At 67.5% G+C, this 19,842-nt stretch carries 20 protein-coding genes and 4 tRNA genes; 13 read left to right on the top strand and 11 right to left on the bottom strand.

All coding sequences use genetic code 11. The features are described 5' to 3' along the window. Positions 1–89: 89 nt before the first annotated feature. From zapE to RN51_RS14605, 4 genes are all read left to right on the top strand, one after another. Complete coding sequence (gene zapE, locus RN51_RS14620) at positions 90–1,127, top strand: cell division protein ZapE (RefSeq protein WP_045264780.1); 1,038 nt, start codon at positions 90–92, stop codon at positions 1,125–1,127. Between the two features lie 134 nt (positions 1,128–1,261). Next, complete coding sequence (locus RN51_RS14615) at positions 1,262–2,500, top strand: ammonium transporter (RefSeq protein ID WP_045264779.1); 1,239 nt, start codon at positions 1,262–1,264, stop codon at positions 2,498–2,500. Between the two features lie 20 nt (positions 2,501–2,520). After that, positions 2,521–3,105 (top strand): type II toxin-antitoxin system PemK/MazF family toxin, encoded by a 585-nt coding sequence (locus RN51_RS14610; protein ID WP_156149199.1) that lies wholly within the window; start codon positions 2,521–2,523, stop codon positions 3,103–3,105. Positions 3,106–3,220: 115 nt separating this feature from the next. Continuing rightward, positions 3,221–3,607 carry an SPW repeat domain-containing protein gene (locus RN51_RS14605; protein WP_045264778.1) on the top strand — a complete coding sequence of 129 codons (387 nt, stop codon included), beginning with the start codon at positions 3,221–3,223 and terminating at the stop codon, positions 3,605–3,607. 70 nt (positions 3,608–3,677) lie between these two features. On the opposite strand, the gene RN51_RS14600 is transcribed toward RN51_RS14605, so the two are convergent. Both RN51_RS14600 and RN51_RS14595 read right to left on the bottom strand, forming a co-directional pair. Further along, entirely contained in the window at positions 3,678–4,121 is a 444-nt protein-coding gene (locus RN51_RS14600; protein WP_231579313.1) for a GIY-YIG nuclease family protein, read from the bottom strand. An 80-nt stretch (positions 4,122–4,201) separates the two neighbouring features. Next, positions 4,202–4,277 (bottom strand) — tRNA-Val (locus RN51_RS14595). A gap of 151 nt (positions 4,278–4,428) precedes the next feature. Between RN51_RS14595 and RN51_RS14590 the strand changes: the two genes are divergently transcribed. From RN51_RS14590 to RN51_RS18060, 4 genes are all read left to right on the top strand, one after another. After that, positions 4,429–4,501 (top strand) — tRNA-Gly (locus tag RN51_RS14590). 54 nt (positions 4,502–4,555) lie between these two features. Then, a tRNA-Cys gene (locus RN51_RS14585) sits at positions 4,556–4,626 on the top strand. Positions 4,627–4,653: 27 nt separating this feature from the next. Then, positions 4,654–4,725, top strand: a tRNA-Val gene (locus RN51_RS14580). Positions 4,726–4,988: 263 nt separating this feature from the next. Then, positions 4,989–6,338, top strand: coding sequence for a hypothetical protein (locus tag RN51_RS18060; RefSeq protein ID WP_197073266.1), 1,350 nt, complete (start codon positions 4,989–4,991; stop codon positions 6,336–6,338). A gap of 82 nt (positions 6,339–6,420) precedes the next feature. Here the strand turns inward: RN51_RS18060 and RN51_RS14570 are convergent, their stop codons facing one another. From RN51_RS14570 to RN51_RS14540, 7 genes are all read right to left on the bottom strand, one after another. After that, on the bottom strand, positions 6,421–7,647 hold the full coding sequence (locus RN51_RS14570) for a Dyp-type peroxidase (RefSeq protein WP_045264777.1): 1,227 nt from the start codon (positions 7,645–7,647) through the stop codon (positions 6,421–6,423). Beyond that, complete coding sequence (locus RN51_RS14565; RefSeq protein WP_045264918.1) at positions 7,647–8,180, bottom strand: copper chaperone PCu(A)C; 534 nt, start codon at positions 8,178–8,180, stop codon at positions 7,647–7,649. Before RN51_RS14565 ends, RN51_RS14570 begins: the two co-directional genes overlap by 1 nt. 11 nt (positions 8,181–8,191) lie before the next feature. Further along, positions 8,192–8,809: a copper resistance CopC family protein gene (locus RN51_RS14560; RefSeq protein ID WP_045264776.1), complete on the bottom strand. Its 618-nt coding sequence runs from the start codon at positions 8,807–8,809 to the stop codon at positions 8,192–8,194. A 116-nt stretch (positions 8,810–8,925) separates the two neighbouring features. After that, complete coding sequence (locus RN51_RS14555; RefSeq protein WP_052674741.1) at positions 8,926–9,531, bottom strand: hypothetical protein; 606 nt, start codon at positions 9,529–9,531, stop codon at positions 8,926–8,928. Between the two features lie 67 nt (positions 9,532–9,598). Beyond that, entirely contained in the window at positions 9,599–10,951 is a 1,353-nt protein-coding gene (locus tag RN51_RS14550) for a cryptochrome/photolyase family protein (RefSeq protein ID WP_045264775.1), read from the bottom strand. A gap of 32 nt (positions 10,952–10,983) precedes the next feature. Continuing rightward, the gene (locus tag RN51_RS14545) at positions 10,984–11,403 is read right to left on the bottom strand and encodes a membrane protein (RefSeq protein WP_045264774.1); all 420 of its coding nucleotides are present in this window, start codon (positions 11,401–11,403) and stop codon (positions 10,984–10,986) included. A 57-nt stretch (positions 11,404–11,460) separates the two neighbouring features. After that, on the bottom strand, positions 11,461–12,411 hold the full coding sequence (locus RN51_RS14540) for an alpha/beta fold hydrolase (RefSeq protein ID WP_045264773.1): 951 nt from the start codon (positions 12,409–12,411) through the stop codon (positions 11,461–11,463). Positions 12,412–12,577: 166 nt separating this feature from the next. Between RN51_RS14540 and RN51_RS14535 the strand changes: the two genes are divergently transcribed. The 5 genes from RN51_RS14535 (at position 12,578) to RN51_RS14515 (ending at position 17,583) form a co-directional block, all read left to right on the top strand. Continuing rightward, positions 12,578–13,732, top strand: a complete 1,155-nt coding sequence (locus RN51_RS14535; RefSeq protein ID WP_045264916.1) for a histidine kinase — start codon at positions 12,578–12,580, stop codon at positions 13,730–13,732. Further along, on the top strand, positions 13,729–14,394 hold the full coding sequence (locus RN51_RS14530; RefSeq protein WP_045264772.1) for a response regulator transcription factor: 666 nt from the start codon (positions 13,729–13,731) through the stop codon (positions 14,392–14,394). Before RN51_RS14535 ends, RN51_RS14530 begins: the two co-directional genes overlap by 4 nt. 161 nt (positions 14,395–14,555) lie before the next feature. Further along, positions 14,556–16,481, top strand: a complete 1,926-nt coding sequence (gene thrS / locus RN51_RS14525; protein ID WP_045264915.1) for a threonine--tRNA ligase — start codon at positions 14,556–14,558, stop codon at positions 16,479–16,481. Continuing rightward, positions 16,478–17,032, top strand: coding sequence for an HIT family protein (locus RN51_RS14520; RefSeq protein WP_045264771.1), 555 nt, complete (start codon positions 16,478–16,480; stop codon positions 17,030–17,032). Before thrS ends, RN51_RS14520 begins: the two co-directional genes overlap by 4 nt. A 20-nt stretch (positions 17,033–17,052) precedes the next feature. Next, the gene (locus RN51_RS14515; RefSeq protein WP_156149197.1) at positions 17,053–17,583 is read left to right on the top strand and encodes a hypothetical protein; all 531 of its coding nucleotides are present in this window, start codon (positions 17,053–17,055) and stop codon (positions 17,581–17,583) included. A 12-nt stretch (positions 17,584–17,595) separates the two neighbouring features. Here RN51_RS14515 and pdxY read toward each other — a convergent pair whose 3' ends face one another. After that, a complete protein-coding gene (gene pdxY / locus RN51_RS14510) occupies positions 17,596–18,447 on the bottom strand; it encodes a pyridoxal kinase PdxY (RefSeq protein ID WP_045264769.1) in 852 nt (283 codons plus the stop codon). A gap of 46 nt (positions 18,448–18,493) precedes the next feature. Beyond that, complete coding sequence (locus RN51_RS14505) at positions 18,494–19,801, bottom strand: aminotransferase class I/II-fold pyridoxal phosphate-dependent enzyme (protein ID WP_045264768.1); 1,308 nt, start codon at positions 19,799–19,801, stop codon at positions 18,494–18,496. Positions 19,802–19,842 lie beyond the last annotated feature (41 nt).

The raw sequence follows: 19,842 nt of genomic DNA, 5'->3' as shown, positions 1-19,842 counted from the left end.
TCCGTCTCTTCGACGATAGATCCCCGCCGAGCACCCTGCGCCCGATTCGTAAGACTTCGACACAGGTGAGCACCTGATTCAGGACCGTGATGACCGACCCGACCAGCCGCACGGGACTCGTGCACCTCACCGATCGTCAGCCGACCGTCAGCGGACCCGAGATGCTGGCGAGCCTGGTGCCGCCGCCGCAGTTCGGCAGCGCGACGTTCGACAGCTACCGTGCGGACCCCGCCTACCCCTCGCAGGAGGAGGCGAAGGAGACGCTGATGCGCTTCGCCGGGCGAGGTGCTCCCGTGAAGCGCGGAGGTCTGTTCAGTCGGGCCAAGAAGGAGCCGGAACTCAAACCCGGTGTCTACCTCGACGGCGGCTTCGGTGTGGGCAAGACCCACCTCCTCGCCTCGATCTACCACGCGATGCCGGCCCGTCGGAAGTACTTCGGCTCGTTCATCGAGTACACCGCGCTCGTCGGCGCGCTCGGCTACAAGAACACCGTCGATCTGCTCAAGGGGGCGGACCTGCTCTGCATCGACGAGTTCGAGCTCGACGACCCGGGTGACACGATGGTCATGACGCGTCTGCTGGGCGAGCTCGTGCCGACCGGCACCCGACTCGCCGCGACCTCGAACACCCCTCCGAACGCACTCGGTGAGGGTCGTTTCGCCGCGCAGGACTTCCTGCGCGAGATCCATGCCATGTCGGACAGCTTCCAGACGCTGCGCATCGACGGCGTCGACTTCCGCCAGCGCGCCCTCGACGGTCACGCCGTCGTGCTCGACGACGACGCGTATGCCGCGGGCATCGCAGCGGCCGGCGCGACGGGCACAGCCTCTGATGACCGCTTCGACGATCTGATCCGCCATCTCGCGCAGGTGCATCCGTCGCGCTACATCCGTCTCATCGACGGCCTCGGGAGCGTTGGTCTGCGCGATGTCCGTCAACTGACCGACCAGTCGGAGGCACTGCGCTTCGTCGCCTTCGTCGACCGCGTGTACGACGCGCAGATCCCGATCCTCGCCACCGGGCTCGGTCTCGACGCCGTCTTCTCCGACGAGATGCTGGCCGGCGGGTACCGCAAGAAGTACCTTCGCGCCATCTCCCGGCTCAACGCCCTCACACATTCTGCGTAAGCCCGCAGACTCGCGTAACGCGATGTTCACGGGCAGAGCCGCGCCGTAACAACGGGGAAACAAACCTCACGCATTGACGAAACCGCAGGTCGTCACACTGAAGCTCTCAATTACTTCGGATGTGAGGTTTTCCTATGGATGCTCCCGGCAACATCTCGTGGGCGATCACCGCGACAGCGCTGGTGCTGCTCATGACGCCCGGCGTCGCCTTCTTCTACGGCGGTCTCGTCAAGGCGAAGAGCGTCGTCAGCATGATGATGATGAGCTTCGGCTCCATCGGACTCGTCGCCGTGCTGTGGATTCTCTTCGGCTTCTCGATGAGCGCCGTCGACAGCCCGACCGCCTTCGCAGGCAACCCGTTCGCCGACTTCGGACTCTCGAGTCTCGCGGCGGGCGAGGGCTCGAACGTCGCGCTCCTCGGCGTCGCCTACGGTGCCACGTTCGCGATCATCACCGTCGCCCTGATCTCCGGGGCGATCGCGGACCGCGCGAAGTTCGGCAGCTGGCTGATCTTCGCCGGCATCTTCGCCACCGTCGGGTACTTCCCGGTCGCCGCATGGGTCTGGGGCGGTGGCTGGATCATGAACCTCGGCACCACCCTGTTCGGGGAGGACAGCGGCATCGGTGTGATCGACTACGCCGGTGGTACCGCCGTGCACATCAACGCGGGCGCTGCTGCCCTCGCTCTGGCGCTCGTCCTCGGCAAGCGCATCGGATTCCAGAAGGGCATCCTCAAGCCGCACAACGTGCCGCTGACGCTGCTGGGCGCCGCTCTGCTGTGGTTCGGGTGGTTCGGCTTCAATGCCGGCGCTGAGTGGCTCTCGGAAGACATGGGCGGGGTCGGCCTCATCGGCATCAACACGCTCGGCGCGACCGCGGCAGCCATCCTCGGCTGGATCCTGGTCGAGAAGATCAAGGACGGCAAGCCCACCTCGGTCGGTGCCGCCTCGGGAGCTGTCGCCGGTCTGGTCGCCATCACCCCGGCGTGCGCCAACCTCACGCCGGGGTGGGCCCTGCTGCTCGGCGCACTCGCCGGTGTCGTCTGTGCACTCGCGATCGAGCTGAAGTTCCGTCTGGGCTTCGACGACTCGCTCGACGTGGTGGGCATCCACCTCGTCGGCGGTCTCATCGGAACGCTCTACCTCGGGTTCTTCGCCACCGAGACCGGTCTGTTCGTCGGCGGAGACGCGCGTCAGCTCGCGGTGCAGCTGATCGCCGCCCTCGGAGTCCTCATCTACTCGTTCGTCGTGGCGTTCATCATCGGCTTCGCGATCCAGAAGACCATCGGCTTCCGCGTCACGAACGAAGACGAGATCGCCGGCGTCGACCAGGTCGTGCACGGCGAGGAGGGGTACGCACTCGTCGACGCGTGATCTGCGGTTAGGGTGACCGTGTGAGCAAGACCAACGGCATCCTGGCAACACTCGCGGAGATCCTGCTCAAGGCAGTGGGTTCCGGCCGGGCGTCTCGGACATCAGATCCGAGGCGCCCGGACGCGCGTCTGCGTACCCCGCAGGAGAGCGATACGCGTCAGGGAACGGGAGCCGACCGCGGACGCGGCAGCGGCACGGAGACCGTGCGAGTCGATCCGAATCGCATCCGGAACGTGCGGGTCGCCTACGCGCCCCAGCGGGACGGCGCACCGGACGCCGGGGAGATCGTCTGGACCTGGGTTCCGTACGAGGAGGACGACGGCCGAGGGAAGGACCGACCGGTGCTCGTCATCGGTCGCGAGTCCGCCGACCGCGTCTATGCGGTGCGGATGACCAGCAAGCCGCACGCCGGGGAACGCGACTACCTCCCGATCGGATCGGGCGCGTGGGACTCTCAGGGCAGGGAGTCATGGGTGGACATCGAGCAGCTGTACAGCGTGCACGAGCGTGGACTGCGCCGGGAGGCGGCGGTGCTGGATCGCGGTCGCTACGACCGTGTCGGGGCGTCTCTCGCACGGCGCTACGGGTGGTCCGTCGACGGTTGATTTGTCGGTGGACGCCGCCCGCAGAGAAACCGCATGCACGTGGGGCCAATCCGATCGGACGTGTGCTTCGAACCATCGGTGAGTCGCGAGAAGCGGCGCCACCCAAGGAGGAATCATGCGTTTCATCCCCACCAAGGTCCACGGAGTCTTGGACTACATCGTCGGCATCGCGCTCATCGCCGCCCCCTGGCTGTTCGGCTTCGCGAGCGTCGGCGGAGCGGCTGTCATCATCCCGATCGTGCTCGGCGTCGGCCTGATCGTCTACAGCCTCTTCACGAAGTACGAATGGGGCCCCTTCGGATTCATCCCGATGCCCGTCCACCTCGTGTTCGACATCGTCGCGAGCCTCTTCCTGGCTCTCTCGCCCTGGATCTTCGGATTCGCCGGTGAGGCTCTCAACGTCTGGCTCCCGCACGTCGTCGTCGGGGCCGCCGTGATCGTCGTGGTGCTGTTCTCACAGCCGCAGCCCGCGACCGCCCGGGGACGCGCCGCAACGGCCTGACCCCACCCCCGGACGCGGTGCCGGGCGACTGGACTTCCCGAAGCAGTCGCCCGGCACCGTCATGTCCGGGCTAGTGCCATGCACTCTCGACGCCGCGCAGCGCCTCGCTCAACCACCGCCCGTACAGCCGCCATGGCTCGCCCTCCCGTTGCAGAGCAGCGACGTGGACGCGCAGCTCATCGGTGAATGTGAACCATTCGCCGCCCTCACGGATGTCGGCGAAATCCCGGTGGCGCTGCTGCTCGACAGCTCGCCCTCCGCGCTCGAAGGCGAGGAGCTCCTCGTGCCGGATACTCGCCAGTCTCTGCCGCGGGCGGCGGCTCGTGCCGATCTTCACGCGGCGGTCGAAGCGGATGTAGTAGACGACGTCGACGCGGGGGAGCGGCAGGTCGGGATCGGGAGCGTCACCGTAGCGCCAGTCGCAGGAGGTGCAGCACAGGGCGCCGTCTCTGCGGATGCCCTGCGCGTTCCCGCAGAGGGCGCAGGGCCCCGGCAGCGTGAGTGAGGACGACACTGGGGCAGGCTACGACCACCCACCGACACGGGAGTCCCCGCGGAAGAGAGAAAGAGCCCCCGACGATGTCGGAAGCTCTGTGGTGGGCGATACCGGACTCGAACCGATGACCTCTTCCGTGTGAAGGAAGCGCGCTACCAACTGCGCCAATCGCCCATACCCTCGGGGTACGTCAACCGATACTACCGGACGCTCGGAGGCCGTGAAGACCACTTGGCGAGACACGCGCGAGATTCGCTCCCGGTTTGGCGGAGTGCGGATCATCGGCTAATGTTTCATGAGTGCCCGGGACAACCGGGAACGAAATGCGGATGTAGCGCAGTTGGTAGCGCACAACCTTGCCAAGGTTGGGGTCGCGAGTTCGAGTCTCGTCATCCGCTCGAGTGCAGTGGGTCTTCTCTGGAAGACGTGCAGCACGTGGGGTCAATCCACACGGTGGCGTGGCCGAGCGGCTAGGCACCGGCCTGCAAAGCCGTTTACACGGGTTCGAATCCCGTCGCCACCTCGCGGGAAAACTGAATAGCCCCAACGGGCGCGATTGGCGCAGCGGTAGCGCGCTTCCCTGACACGGAAGAGGTCACTGGTTCGATCCCAGTATCGCGCACAGACAGAAACCCCCGGTTCCCCCGGGGGTTTTTCGTGTCCAGAGGCACCGTCCGCCGCGAGGGACGAGGTGAGCAGACGTCGGGACAGTGGCGACCATTCCCCTGCTGGTGCCACAGTCTGCTCCACGCTACCGGTCGCACTGCGCCGTCGTCTGTAGGCCGAAGAGGGGACAGCGCGCCGCATCGATCGCTCAATACGGTGTGGACCATGACATATCTACATCGCCCAGTTCGCCGGAAAGCCCGCGCGCTCGTGATCAGCATGCTCGCGACGATCACCGTCGTGTTCGGCGTGCTGATCCCGGCCACCGCCGCCTCCGCGACGCCAGCGCAGCCGGGGACCCAGGCACTCGCTCAGCAGATCCTCGCGACCGGCAGGTTGAGTGGAACCACCGAGACCATGGCTCAGGTACAGGCCTATGCGAACGGAACGATCCGGGTTCACCCTTCCACGGGCAGGGACTGCAACATCGACCCCGTGATCATGCAGGCAGTGAAGACCGCCGTCGTCGACCACGGGTTCAGCCTCAGGATGTCCTCGCTCAACCGATACTGCACGAACCAGCTCACCGATTCCGGGACGAGCAGCTACCACTGGCGCGACGGCGGTGGTCACGCCATCGACTTCGATCGCGTGAACGGCACGAACTCGACGGGGAACACGGCGAATGATCGCGCGCTCATCAACGTGATGTTCTCGGCCCTCCCTGCGCCGGCGGGACTCGGGCAGAAGAACTGCCGTGCGGCGATCACCGTCCCGAACAACTGGGTGCAGTTCAACGACGCCTGCAACCACAACCACTTCGAGTACCGCGGCGGCCCTGTGTCGGTTCCGATCGCCGACCTCGACAGGTCCTTCAGCATCACCGTCGATGGCTCGCTTCAGGCGAAGAAGGGGATGTACGAGGCCGTCACGACTCTCCGCAGCGACATCGTCGCGCTCGACGTGGATGGCACGACCACCGCGGCTGTGGATTCTTCCGGGAACGTGTGGGTTCAGCAGGGCGACTTCTCCAACGGCTGGGTCGGTCTCGTCGGTGGCGCGAAGGACGTGGCGGTCGACGGCGAGCGCTTCGTCGTCCTGACCAACGATGGCACGGTGCTCGCGAAGGACGGTCTCTACTCCACGAACTGGACCACGCAGCTCGGGGGAGCCACGCAGATCGACGCCGATGCGGGTCGACTCGGCGTTGTCGCAGGCGGAACGCTGTACGTGAAAGAAGGCAACCTGTGGTCATCGTGGACGACGCAGTCGACCAGTGTCACAGATTTCGCCTTGGACGGTTCACGTATCGGCGTGGTCTCCAACGGGATCGCCTATGTCAAGGAAGGAAACCTGTGGACGGACTGGGTGACGATGGTGGCGGGTAGCCGCATCGACCTCGAAGGCAACCGCGTGGCTGTGCTGGCAGGCGGCAACACACTGCTCGTCAAGGAGGGCAACCTCTGGGAGAGCTGGAACACACTGACCGGCCCAGGGGTGAGCGATTTCTCGCTCTCCGGGAACCGCGTGGCCGTCGTCAGCAACGGAACCGTCCTCATCAAGAGTGGGCCGCTGAACGCCGGGTGGATCGGCGCATTCAGCAACTCCAAAGCCGTCCGCTTGTCGTAGCGCCGTTCGAATGCGAAGAGGGCCCCCTCCCGATGCGAGAGCTCGGGTGGGGGTCCTCCCCGCATTCCGCGGATGACACCGCTCAGGCCAGAAGCGTTTCGCCGATGTACCCACCCTCCGCGCACCCGGGTGGGACGGCGAACACGGCTGACCCGATGGGGACCGTCCACTCGTTGAGCAGGTCGAGTTCGTCCAGCCGACGCTGCATGGGGATGAACTGCCGCTCGACATCCGCTTGGAACGCGACGAAGATCAACCCGGACTCGGAGACCTCGGAGCCCGCCGGCCGCTCGTCGTAGTTGTAGGCGCGGCGGAAGATGCGCTCCTTCCCGTCGCCCCGAGCCCGCCGTATGTGCGCGAACTGGGGGATCACGGGGAATCCGATCGATGTCTTGGCCTCGAAGTCCGGTTCGTCGAACTCGTCCGTTCCGGTCAGCGGTGCCCCGTTGGCGAGGGTCCTCCCGACGGAGGCGTCCCGTCCGCCGCGGTCCAGCCGGTCCCACTTGTCGAGGTCCATCCGGATGCGGCGGATCACCATGCCGGTGCCGCCTGCCAGCCACCCGTCCGCGCTCCACACGACTTCGTCGAAGTCTGCCGTGCCCGGCTCCGGGTTGGTCGTGCCGTCGACCTGCCCGAAGAGGTTCCGCATGGTCGTCCCCGGGCGTTCTGTGCCGTAGGCGCGACGGAAGCCCTGCTGGGTCCATCGGATGTTCGCGAAGCCACGTGCATCCTTCAACAGCATCCGGGTCGCATGGGCCACTGTCAGCGGATCATCCCCGGCGATCTGGAGCAGAAGGTCACCGTCCGAGAACTCCGGGCGCAGTCGATCCACGCCGAAAGCAGGCAGGGGCGCCAGCCACGAAGGACCCGTCGAACTCGCGCGCGCGACGAGGCCGGGGCCGAAGCCGAAGGTGATCGTCAGCCGTGCCGGCGTGAGGGCGAGCTCCGGCTCGGAATCGGCGAGCGCGGGAAGGCCCTGCGTGAGCCGGGCCGCGTCGTCCGTCAGGATCCGCATCAGGCGGACGATCCCTTCGCGGTCGACGTCGTCGTGGAGGTCGAGGCCCACGAAGACACCGTGCGCTTGCGCCGCGGTGTCGACGCCGGCCTGGTGCGTGCCGAAGAACGGGACCTTCTGCTCGCCGTTCATCGGAGCGGCGACCGGTTTCGGGTCGTCCTTCTGAGCGTTCAAGGCGAGATCCGCTCCGACAGCCGCGACCGCGCCGACGCCGGCGACAGCTCCTCCGAGGAGGAACTGTCGCCGGGTCGAACCGGTGCGGCGGGAGCGGGCGCCCTCGGTGGGCGCCGACATCACTGCCCGGATCCGTCTTGCATCTCGCCGCCCTCGTAGTTCTCGTTCGCACCGGAGTAGTCCTTGACGGGTGCGGTGAACTCGTAGGTGGAGTCGTCAGAGAACGTCAGGGTGAACGTGACGTCGCTGCCTGCGGCGAGCGGGCCGGTCAGATCCATCATCATGATGTGGTTCGCTCCGGGCTCCAGCACGAGGCTCCCCCCGGCGGGGATGATGAAGCCGCCGTCCTTCTCGCGCATCACCATCTCGCCGGCCTCGTTCTCGACCGTCTCGTGCAGCTCGAGCATGTTCGATGCCTCGGACGCGACGGAGACGACCGTCACATCGTCGGCGCCGCTGTTGACGAGCGTGCCGAATCCGGCCGACATGCCCTCGTCTGCCGACTTGACCCAGGCGTCCTCGATGGTGACTGTCTCGCCGGCCGGGCTAGACGTCGATTCGGTCGGAGTGCTCTCGGGAGTGCATCCCGTGAGCGCGAGGAGGGCGACTGCGATCACTGCTGCGAGGCGGGGAAGGTTCTTCGTGGTGTTCATGATGGTGTCTTTCACAGGTCATCTGCCGCGGAACCGCCGGCATCTGGCGGTGCGGCTGCCGTCCGAGGACGGCGAAGGAATCGGATGGCGACGAAGACGAGGACAGCGACAGCCGCCCCGCCCGCGCCGATGAGCAGCATCCTGGTGATGCCGCCCGAATCTGCTGCGGTCTGATCCGGTTCTGATGCGGACGCCGGACGGCTCTCGGTCGAGCCGCCGGCCGTCGGGGCCCGCATCGGCTCGGCATCGCCGACCGTGAACGGGATGACCCCCGCGATCGGATGGCCGTCCTCCGACACGACCTGCCAGCGCACCTGATAGCCCGCGACAGGCATCTCGGGAGCGAGCGGGGCCGTGACAGTGCGCCCGGCGACCGTGACGTCGCCGGCGACCCAGTCCTTCCCCGAGGAGTCGACGACCAGGACGACGGCCCCGGTCAGCGACTCGTCGAGGACCAGGAGCTCGCCGGAGAAGGTCATCGTGACGCTCTCCGGGGAGGACGCCAACTGCTCATCGGCGGCCGGGGTGCTGGATACCAGCTGGTCGTGGGCAGACGCGGGCGTGGCGATCGCGAGGGTCGCGACCGTCGCCAACGCCAACCCGGCCGCAATCCTGCGGACAGGGGACATGGGAGTGGCCTCTCATCAGACGTCGCGTGGGCGACGTTCGTGCATGCGTTCGGAACGCGCGCGCATCGAGCGCGCGGCGGTGACGCGCCACGGGGCCGGCGGGCCCAGGGCGCGGATCAGATCGCAGCGGTGAGAGGGGGTGCGCGACCTCTGAGGGTCGCGAGAAGGATGAGGCTGGAGGCCTCGTCGACGTCGAAACGCCCGCGGACGAGAGGGGCGACAGGTGCGCCCGGGAGCACGAGGACATGATCGACACGCTGACGCAGCCACCGGATGACCTGTGCTGCGAGATCTCGCGTGGCGATGATCAGGCGCTCACCGCGGTACAGCGCCGCGATCGTCAGCACGGCGGCGAGCGCGTGCCCGAGCCACATCGACGCGTCAGCCGTGGCCTCGGCGGGAAGCCCCACCGTCGACGGGATCACCAGAGGCGCCCCGTGCACGTGAGGCGTCGAGACGCCGGACGGCGTGACCGTGCCGAGCACGAAGAGCGTGTGGAAGAGGAACTGGCTCACCGTCACGGAGAGCCCGAGGCGCATGAGTGACAGCGACCGACCGGCAAGCAGCACGCAGATCATGAACGAGAACACCCATGGCACGAGGATGCCGAGCGGCCCCGGCATCTGACCTCCGCCGGAGACGTGGCCGGCGAGGGCGACGAAGATCGCCAGAGAGGAAGCAGCGAAGCCGCGGATGACGGCTGGCTTCCTGGACTCGGTCACGGCACCAGTCTGGCATGGACGGCGCGGACGCCACATCGCATGCCCCCGTGCCGCGTCCGCGCTGCGCTCATTCGCGCGGTGACTTCGGCGCGCTCTTCACGACGTCGTAGGCGGCGAGCGCAGCCTTCCGTGTCTCGCCGAGGTCGACGATCGGCTCTGTGGGGGCGTCGGCGGCCCAACGCGAGATGTAGAGGTTCTGCGGGTCGAACTTCTTCGCCTGGAGTTCGGGGTTGAACACGCGGAAGTACGGTGCCGCATCGGCACCCGAACCGGCGACCCACTGCCAGTTGAACGGGTTGTTCGCCTCGTCGGCGTCGACCAGCGTGTCCCAGAACCACTCCTCGCCGAGACGCCAGTCGATGAGCAGGTTCTTCACCAGGAAAGAGGCGACGACCATCCGCACGCGGTTGTGCATGTAGCCGGTGTGCCAGAGTTCGCGCATCCCGGCATCCACGAGCGGCACACCTGTCTCGCCGTGCTGCCAGGCGTCCAGATGCGTGGGGTCCAGAGGCGGCCAAGGGAAGGCGTCGAACTCCGGGCGAAGGTTCTCCGTCGCGAGGTCGGGGGAGTGGTACAGGGTGTGCCAGGCGAACTCACGCCAACCCAGCTCGGAGAGGAAGCCCCCCGCGCCGTCGACGCCCACCGCCTCATGCCACACCGTGTACGGGCTGATCTCTCCCCAGCGAAGGTGCGGGGACAGCAGCGAGGTCGCCCCGGCGGCAGGTTCGTCGCGTGCCCGGTCGTAGTTCCGGAGATCGTCGTCGAGGAAACGTCGCAAGCGTCTTCGCGCGGCGGGTTCGCCGGGCTCCCAGGTTTCTCGCAGTCCTCCGGCCCAGTCGGGTCGGGTGGGCAGCAGGTCCCAGTCGTCGAGACGATCGGATGCGGGCGCATCGCCGATTCCGGGAACCGAGCGGGGTTCGGGAAGGGGAGCGCGCGGTGCGGGGAGAGCGAGGCATGCGCGCCAGAACGGCGTGTAGACGGAGTAGGGCGTTCCGCTCCCGGTCGTCACGGTCCACGGCTCGTGCAGCAGGGATGCGGCGAACGACGTCACCTCCAGCCCTTCTGCACGCAGCGTGGTCTTCAACGACGAGTCGATCTCGCGTTCGGCCCCGCCATAGCGACGGTTCCAGAACACCGCACCGGCCTCGACCTCGGCCGCCAGCTCGCGCACGATGCGTCCTGCGGCGCCGCGACGCAGCACCAACGCGCCGCCACGCTCGCGCAGACGCTCGTCCAGAGACGCCAAGGAGTGGTGAAGCCACCAGCGGGCAGCGCCGCCGAGCGGTCTGACACCGGCGGACTCCTCGTCGAGCACGTAGAGCGCGATCACCGGTTCTCCGCGATCGATCGCGGCGCGAAGCGCCGGGTTGTCGGCGAGCCGGCGATCATCACGGAACCACACGAGCGACGGGGACGTCATGGTGTCATTCTCCTGGAGTGAGCGCTCTCGGGTCACGCGCGACGCCGACGACCGCGTCGGCTGTGTGGGTTCGACTCCCCCGTGGACCACAGCGCCCACAGGACGAGCAGCGGCTGCAGGAAGAGCCGGCCGAGACGTCGTGCATCCGTGTCGAGACCAGGCGTCGAACGCCTGGTCCGCCACTGGTGGACGTTGCCCGGCATCACGGCGACGAAGAACGCGGCGGTCGCCCAGCCGATGCGGCGGCGCTCCTTCGGGAGGGCGAGCAGCCCTGCGGCGAGCGCGATCTCGGCGGCGCCGGAGGCGATCACGATCGTGTCCTTGTCGAGTCGGGTCAGGCGGGTCGCCCAATCGGGCACGACGACGCGGAATCCGCGGGTGCTGAGGAAGTGACCGGCCCCGATCGCGCCGAGCGCGACCGCCAGGATCCATCGTGCGACTGCTCTGTCCATCCGTTCACGTTACGTGATCCTCTCCGGTGCGCGCCGATGACGCCCGCCGAGAGGCCCTCACTCGACGAGGGAGGGCCTCTCGTGCTCCCAGGCGCGGAACGCGTCGACGATCTGCGGTGTGTGGGTGTGATGGAGGTAGTGCTCACCGTCGAGCGGCACGACGGTTCCATCCACGACGGACGCGGCCTGCTCTTCGTGCACCTGCACCCACGTGGGCACTGTGGGGTTGTCGGAGACGACGAACAGCAGCACGGGGAGGTCTTCGGGGAAGCCCGTCCCGAGCGCGTCTCGGAAGTTCACGGGGAGCAGCGACATCGCGTTCAGGTAGGTCGGACTCAGCGTGTTCCGATCGGTGAGCAAGGCGATCTGCTCGCGTGCCTCTTCGGAGTACGCGGTCTCGTCGTAGCCGGTGCCGCGAATGGCGGCGACGAGACGAGCGAGCCCGAGGTTCTTCGCAGCGCCGAACAGTCCGACCGGCAGCTCGGTCTCGGATCCCGGCTGGCCAGGAACACTGGTGTCGATGCCCACGAACGCCCGCACCTCGTCGGGATAGCGGTTCGCGAACTGGATGCCGTAGAGCCCCGCGATGGAGTGCCCCATCAGGATGTAGTCGTCGACTCCGAGTATCTGCAGGGCGGCGTGCGTCTCGGTCACGATGTTCTCGGTGGTCCGCGCACGCTCCGTGCCGTCGCTCAGCCCGTAGCCGAAGGGCTCCACCACGATCACTCGATGATCCTGCGAGAGCTCGGTGACGAGGGGCTCGAAATCGAGCACGGGCGATGCGGTGCCGAAACCGGGAAGGAGCACCACGTCCGTTGCGCCCTCGCCGGCGATCAGCACGTTCATCTTCTGACCGTCCACCGTGACCTTCTGCCCGTACGGTTCGATCCGGTCCTGTTCGACTGCCGTCGCGACCGCGTTTCCGACGGTGGTCGTCGCGAGGCCCAGCGCGAACACCCCGATGACGGAGGCGACCGTGATGAGCGTTCTCCTGACGTGCTTGTTCATGCAGACCTCTCCGAGCGCACACCCTGTGCTGCCTCTCTTCCAGCCTGTCGATGCGTATGGGCTGCCGCATCGTCGCGCCGTGGGCATCCGTGTACTGCGATCGCGGTATCTCCCCCTCATCCCGGCGGGGGATCCCTGGCGCGACCGTGCGGGGAATACTGGTGTGATGCCCTCAGCTCGTCCACGAATCGCAGCGCCTCTCGGCGACGTGCTGGCCGTGCTCGTGGTCGCGCTGTTCGCGGTCTCGCCGTTCCCTGACGAGGGTTTCCGTGCGAACGGCTGGCTGATCGTGGTCGCGCTCATCCCTGCGGCTGCGATGCCCTTCCGTCGCCGCTTCCCCCTTCTCGCGCTCGGCGTCAGCCTGACGTGCGCGGTGCTTCTCGCGTTCACCGGGGTGGTCTCGCCGAGCGCTCTCATCGCTGTCGCCATCAGCGCCTTCGCCGCGGTGGAACGGCGGGGAAGGCTCGTCGGGGGCATCGCCGTCGGCGCGGCGACGGCGATCGTGTTCTTCGTCAGTGCGATTCCTCTCGGGGGCGACCTCTGGGACGCCCGCGCGCTGCAGTTCGTGTTCATCATCGCCCTCGCCGGAGCGCTGGGCGACGCCACCCGGTCTCGTCGGGAGTTCGTGATCGCGATGACGGAGCGCGCCGAACGTGCGGAGAAGGGGCGGGAGGAGGAAGCGCGACGTCGGGTCGCCGAGGAGCGGGTGCGCATCGCCCGTGATCTGCATGACGTGGTCGCGCACCAGATCTCGGTCATCAGCCTGAACGCCGGCGTGGCCTCGTCGGCGTCGGATGCCCGGCCGGAGCGGGCGCGGGAGGCGCTGAGCACGATCCGTGTGGCCTCGCGCACGGTTCTCGCCGACATCGGAGGGCTGATGGCACTTCTTCGGTCCGACGATCCTGAGGACGTCCGTGACCTGCGCCCGCAGCGGGGACTCGCCGACCTCGACGCTCTGGTCGCGCAGTTCCGCGAGGCGGGGATGCGCGTCGAGCTGCAGGACGATCCCGATCGACCGAGGCTGTCGCCGGCAAGCGATCATGTCGCCTTTCTCGTGATCCTCGAAGGTCTGACGAACGCCCACAAGCATGGAGCGGACGGCGTGGCGCTCGTCCGGATCGGCGCGGAGGAGGATTCGCTCCACCTCTGCGTCGAGAATCCCGTGGCAGGGGAGTCCAGCGCCTCTTCGACGACAGGTGGCCATGGGTTGCGAGGGCTGCGCGAGCGCGTCGTCGCGGTTCGTGGAGACGTGCAGGCCAGTCGGACCGACGGCGTGTTCCGGCTGGATGTGCGGATAGCGCTCGGGGGAGACCTGCGATGATCCGCGTGCTCGTCGTCGACGACCAGCCGTTGGTGCGCCAGGCAGTCCGCGACATCCTGGTCGACAGTGGCATCGAGGTGATCGGCGAAGCGGCGAACGGACGAGAGGCCGTCGCGGCGGTGCGCCTGTCGGGCCCGGACGTCGTCGTGATGGACATCAGGATGCCCGAACTCGACGGGATCGCTGCCACGGCACAGATCGTGAACTCCTCCGCGGCGTCGGCGCCTCGCGTTCTCATCCTGACGACGTTCGAGGAGGATGACTACGTCCTGGGCGCCCTCCGCGCCGGTGCCAGCGGCTTCATCGGAAAGGGAGCGGAGCCGGAGGAGATCGTCGATGCCGTGCGCATGGTGCACCGAGGGGACGCGCTCCTCTCCTCGGCCGCGACTCGCGCCCTGATCGAGCGCTCGGTGCGGCCGCAGTTTCCGCGCGCCGATGCCTGGCACCGTGAGCCGCTGCGACAGCTCACCGAGCGCGAGCGCGAGGTGCTGCTCCTCGTGGCGCGTGGAGCCTCGAATCAGGACATCGCCGATGGACTCGTGATCTCTCCTCACACGGCGAAGACCCACGTGAATCGCATCATGTCCAAGCTGGACGCGCGGGATCGGGCCCAGCTGGTGATCCACGCCTACGAGACGGGAATCGTGATCCCCGAGGCCTGAACGGCACCAGTGGAGCGCCGGACGCGGACACGCACGCCGCGGTCAGGACGCTGTGATCATGCGAGTAACCTGGGTATCGACCCAGATGGAGAGTTTCTGTGCCTGAAAACGCCCGGCCGAATGACGGCTTCGCCCTGTTCACTGACCGAAACGTCGTCGCGATGCGCGTCAACGGCGATCTCAAGGATCTCGCCACGACCGTGACGGACACCGACGAGGTCGAGGCGGTCACGATCGACAGCGCGGACGGATTGAACATCCTCCGCCACTCGGCGGCCCACGTGCTGGCGCAGGCGGTGCAGCGCATCAACCCGCAGGCGAACCTCGGGATCGGGCCGCCCATCACCGACGGCTTCTACTACGACTTCGGCGTCGACACCCCGTTCACCCCCGAGGACATCAAGGCCATCACCAAGGAGATGCAGCGCATCGTCCGAGAGGGTCAGCGGTTCGTGCGTCGTGTGGTGACCGACGAGGAGGCGCGCGCCGAGCTCGCGAACGAGCCGTTCAAGCTCGAACTCATCGGCCTCAAGGGCGGCAAGGAAGCAGCGGAGGGTGCATCCGTCGAGGTCGGAGAGGGCGAGCTGACCATCTACGACAACACCACGCGTGACGGCGAGGTCGTCTGGAAGGACCTCTGCCGAGGACCGCACCTGCCCAACACGCGGATGATCGGCAACGGATGGGACCTCACCCGCATCGCCGCTGCGTATTGGCGCGGCAGTGAGAAGAACCCGCAGCTGCAGCGCATCTACGGCACGGCGTGGCCGACCAAGGACGAGCTCCGCGCGTATCAGCACCGACTCGAGGAAGCAGCCAAGCGCGATCACCGTCGCCTCGGCAAGGAGCTCGACCTGTTCTCGTTCCCCGAGGAGATCGGCTCGGGTCTGTCCGTGTGGCATCCGCGTGGCGGTGTGATTCGCGGCGAGATGGAGCAGCACGCCCGCAAGCGACACATCGAGGGCGGCTACACCTACGTGTACACGCCGCACATCTCGAAGGAGGACCTGTTCCTCACCTCCAACCACCTCGTCACGTACAAGGAGGGCATGTTCCCCCCGATCGTGATGGACGAGGAGCGCGACGACGACGGCAACGTCACCAAGCAGGGCCAGGACTACTACCTGAAGCCCATGAACTGCCCGATGCACATCCTCATCTACAAGGAGCGTGCCCGGAGCTACCGCGACCTCCCGCTGCGCTTCGCGGAGAACGGCACGGTCTACCGCAACGAGCTCTCCGGGGCGCTGCACGGTCTCACCCGCGTGCGCGGCTTCACCCAGGACGACTCGCATCTGTTCGTCACGCCCGACCAGCTCGAGGCGGAGGTCGCCAAGGTCCTCGACTTCATCCTCTCGATGCTGCGTGACTTCGGTCTGACCGACTTCGAGCTCGAGCTGTCGATGAAGGACGACGAGAAGTCGAAGTGGATCGGGTCGGACGAGTTCTGGGAGTCGTCGACCGATGCGCTGCGCAGGGTCGCGGTCGCCTCGGGGCTCAAGCTCACAGAGGTTCCGGGAGAGGCCGCCTTCTACGGTCCGAAGATCGACCTCAAGACGCGCGACGCGATCGGTCGCACCTGGCAGCTGTCGACTGTGCAGGTCGACCCGAACTTGCCCGAGCGCTTCGACCTCGAGTTCATGGACAAGGACGGGCAGAAGAAGCGCCCGATCATGATCCACCGCGCGCTGTTCGGCTCGATCGAGCGGTTCTTCGCGATCCTGCTCGAGCACTACGCCGGCGATTTCCCGGTGTGGCTGTCTCCCGTGCAGGTCGTGGGTATCCCGGTCGCCGACGAGTTCGCCGACTATTTGGGTGACGTGATCGACACACTGCGCTCTCAGGGCGTGCGTGCAGAGCTCGACACGTCCGACGACCGCATGCAGAAGAAGATCCGCACGCACACGACCGGCAAGGTACCGCTGCTGCTGATCGCGGGGGAGCAGGACCGCGCCGCCGGCACCGTCTCCTTCCGCTACCGCGACGGCTCGCAGGAGAACGGTGTGCCGATCTCCGACGCGGTGTCCCGCATCCGCGCGGCGATCGACACCCACGCACTGGTGCAGACGGCGGAGGATCTGGCGTGACCGACGGGGCGCAGCCGCTGGAGGATGCCGGGCACCTTGCCGGTGTTCCGGACGAGTTCCAGCGGCTGTGGACCCCGCATCGGATGGCGTACATCCAGGCCGGCCCCGAGCCACTGCGTGAGGACTGCCCCTTCTGCGAGGCACCGAAGTTCCCGGACGCCGAGCGGCTGGTCGTGGCGCGGGGTGAGACAGCGTACGTGCTGCTGAACCTCTTCCCCTACAACTCCGGGCATCTGCTGGTCTGCCCGTACCGCCACATCGCCACCTACGACCAGGCGACGCCCGAAGAGGTCGCCGAGATCGGTGCCCTGACGCAGACGGCGATGCGGGTGCTCCGCGAGGTCTCGCGTTGTGACGGGTTCAACCTGGGGATGAACCAGGGTGCCGTGGCGGGTGCCGGCGTCGATGCCCACCTGCACCAGCACGTGGTGCCGCGCTGGACATCGGACGCGAACTTCTTCCCCATCATCGCGAAGACCAAAGCGCTCCCGCAGCTGCTGGGTGAGGTGCGCGAAGCCGTGGCGGAGGCCTGGCCGCGCACGAACGCGTGACCCTCGGGGTGCAGAACTCGATGTCTCTCTCGCGTCGCTACGCCGCTGCCGCGGTCCTCCTCGCCCTCGCCTCATCCGTGGTCGCGTGCGCACCGCAGCCCGATCCTCAGGCGACGGCGACACCGACGACGAAACCGACGAGCGTTGAAGACGAGGGGCGCGCCTTCTACCTCGCCCAGGGATTCGCGGAGAACGAGGGGCGGCTCTCCCCGAAGACCCCGGCCCAGCAGGCCATGGTCGACGAGGTGATCGAGAGCGGAGTATGGGCAGGCATCCCCGATGAGGACGTCGCCTGGATGAGTCTCGAGCTCACGATCGACGTGTGCCTCGTCGCGATCGAGTCCGAGCACCGGGTCGATGCGGGCAAGGTCGGTGAGCACATCGATTCCTCGGAGATCATCCGGACCTGGTCGAACGCGTTCGAAGAGAGCGACCCGGGTCTGCCTTTCATGCTCGGAGGCCTCGCGATCTCCGGCATGAAGCATCTGTGCCCCGATGACTACCCCGATTGGATCGCCGCGTATCGAGAGCTCCCCGTCCCTACCGGATGACGGACGCCCGACTCAGCGCACCTGGCGTGCGGTGAACTGCATCTGCGGATTTGCGTAGAACTCCTGGGCCTCGACGAGCTGCAGCTCCCGCTCTCCGGACTCGAGTGTGGCCTTGAGGAGGTCGTACACGCTGGATGCCGTGCGCTCGAGCGCGATCTTGGCGCTGCCGGTCTCGACGTAGTGCGCGGTGAACAGGGCGGCTGTCACATCCCCGGAACCGTTCGCCTTCATCGGCAGGTGCGGGGTCTGCACGAGCCAGGCGCCCTTCTCGTCGGCGGCGAGCATCTCGATGGTGCCCTCTTCGCGGTCGGGGCGCTCCACGCTGGTGACGAGTACCGTGCGCGGTCCCATCGCGTGCGCGAGATCGACCGATGCCAGGGTGCTCTCGAGGGTCTCCGGCTCGGTGTCGGTGAGGAAGCCGAGTTCGAACTGATTCGGCGTGATGATGTCGGCGACGGGGACCACGCGTTCACGCAGCAGCACGGGGATCGCGGGGGCGACGAAACATCCCGACTTCGCATTGCCCATGACCGGGTCGCAGGCGTACAGGGCGTTCGGGTTCGCGGCCTTCACGCGCGCGACGGCGTCGATGATCACGTCGCCGATGCCTTCTCCGCCCTGGTAGCCGCTGAGGATGGCATCGATCTGCCCGAAGACGCCGCGCTCCTCGATGCCGGTGATGACCTCACGCACATCGTCGGGAGCGATCAGCGGCCCTCGCCAGGCGCCGTAACCGGTGTGGTTGGAGAAGTTCACGGTGTAGACGGGGAGCACCTCGACGCCGATGCGCTGCAGGGGGAACACCGCGGCGGAGTTCCCCACGTGTCCGTAGGCGACGGCTGACTGGATGGAGAGGATCTTCATGCTCCGGCTCTTTCGTTCTGGGCGGGTCGACGCCCGCGAGGTGTGTTCATCGCCCGGCGGCGACGAGGTCTGCGACCAGGGTCTCGGCTTCGTCGTCGGTGAGGTCGTGCACGGTCAGGCGCAGGTGGTGCGAGGGGTCCGCCTTCTCGTCGAGGGAGAAGTCGTCCCCGGTGCGGGCGAGCCATCCGCGGCGCATGAGACGGTCGGCGACGGTCCGAGCGGGCTGGGAGAACTCGACCCACAGGCTCATGCCGTCGGACACCGTGGCATCGATGCCGCTCGCTCGGAGCCGTTCGGCGAAGGCGGCATTGCGCTGCGCATAGTGCGCCGCGGCGGATGCCACCTGGGCCATCACGGTCTCGTCGGTCAGCTGCGTGAGGGCGAGGCGCTGCAACAGATGGCTGACCCACGTCGTCCCCGGGCTCAGTCGCATCGCCAGGCGCTCGGCGGTCTCGGCGTCCGTCGCCGCGATCGCGAGGCACATGTCCGGCCCCAGGAACTTCGAGACAGAGCGCACCAGGGCGAATCGACGGTGGTCGGGTCCGATGAGCGACTCGTACGGTCGCTGCGAGAGCATCGAGAAGTGGTCGTCCTCGATGATCAGCACGTAGGGGTGGTCGGCGAGCACCGCGCGGAGTTCGCCGGCTCGCGACGCGGTGAGGCTCGCCCCGGTCGGATTCTGGGCGCGGGGCGTGCAGATGATCGCGCGGACGCCGGCCTCCAGCGCGGAGCGCAGCCCATCGACGGTCATCCCCTCGGCATCGACGGGGACGGGGATCGCGCGATAGCCACCCAGTCGCACCGTGTGGATGCTCGCGAGGAAGCAGGGGTCCTCCAGGGCGACGGCGTCGTCGCGCATCAGCGCCTGAGCGAGCAGCCGCTCGACGGCATCGACCGCCCCGCTGGTCACGGTGATGCGGAAGTCCACGCCGTCGAGGTCGCGGGACATCCAGCGCGTCGACCACTCCTCGAGTCCGCGGTCGATCACGGGCTCGCCGTAGAGCACCGGGCGGGAGGCTATCGTCATCAGTGCTGGGGCAGGATCGGGGATCAAGCGGGGGTCGGGGTTCCCGGTACCGATATCGCGGAGCACGGTGTCGGGGGCGTAGCCCTCCTGCGCCACGGCCTCCAGCCCGGCGACGATGGTCCCCGCTCGTCCGCGGGAGAGGACGAGACCCGCCTGGGCGAGCTGTCGATACGCGGCGACGGCGGTGTTGCGGTTCACGCCGAGCGTCGCGGCGAGCTCCCGCACCGGGGGGAGGACGCTCCCGGGACGGAGGACTCCGCGGTCGCGCAGAGAGCGCACGCTGTCGGCGATGTCCGATGCGGTCGTGCCTGTGATCTGGTCGCTCATGGTCCTCCTCAGTGATTCTAGGTCGAATCGGACAGTGCTAT

This window comes from Microbacterium oxydans, from assembly GCF_000956405.1.
GTDB lineage: Bacteria > Actinomycetota > Actinomycetes > Actinomycetales > Microbacteriaceae > Microbacterium > Microbacterium oxydans_C.
This window is presented reverse-complemented; position numbering and strand designations above follow the sequence as displayed.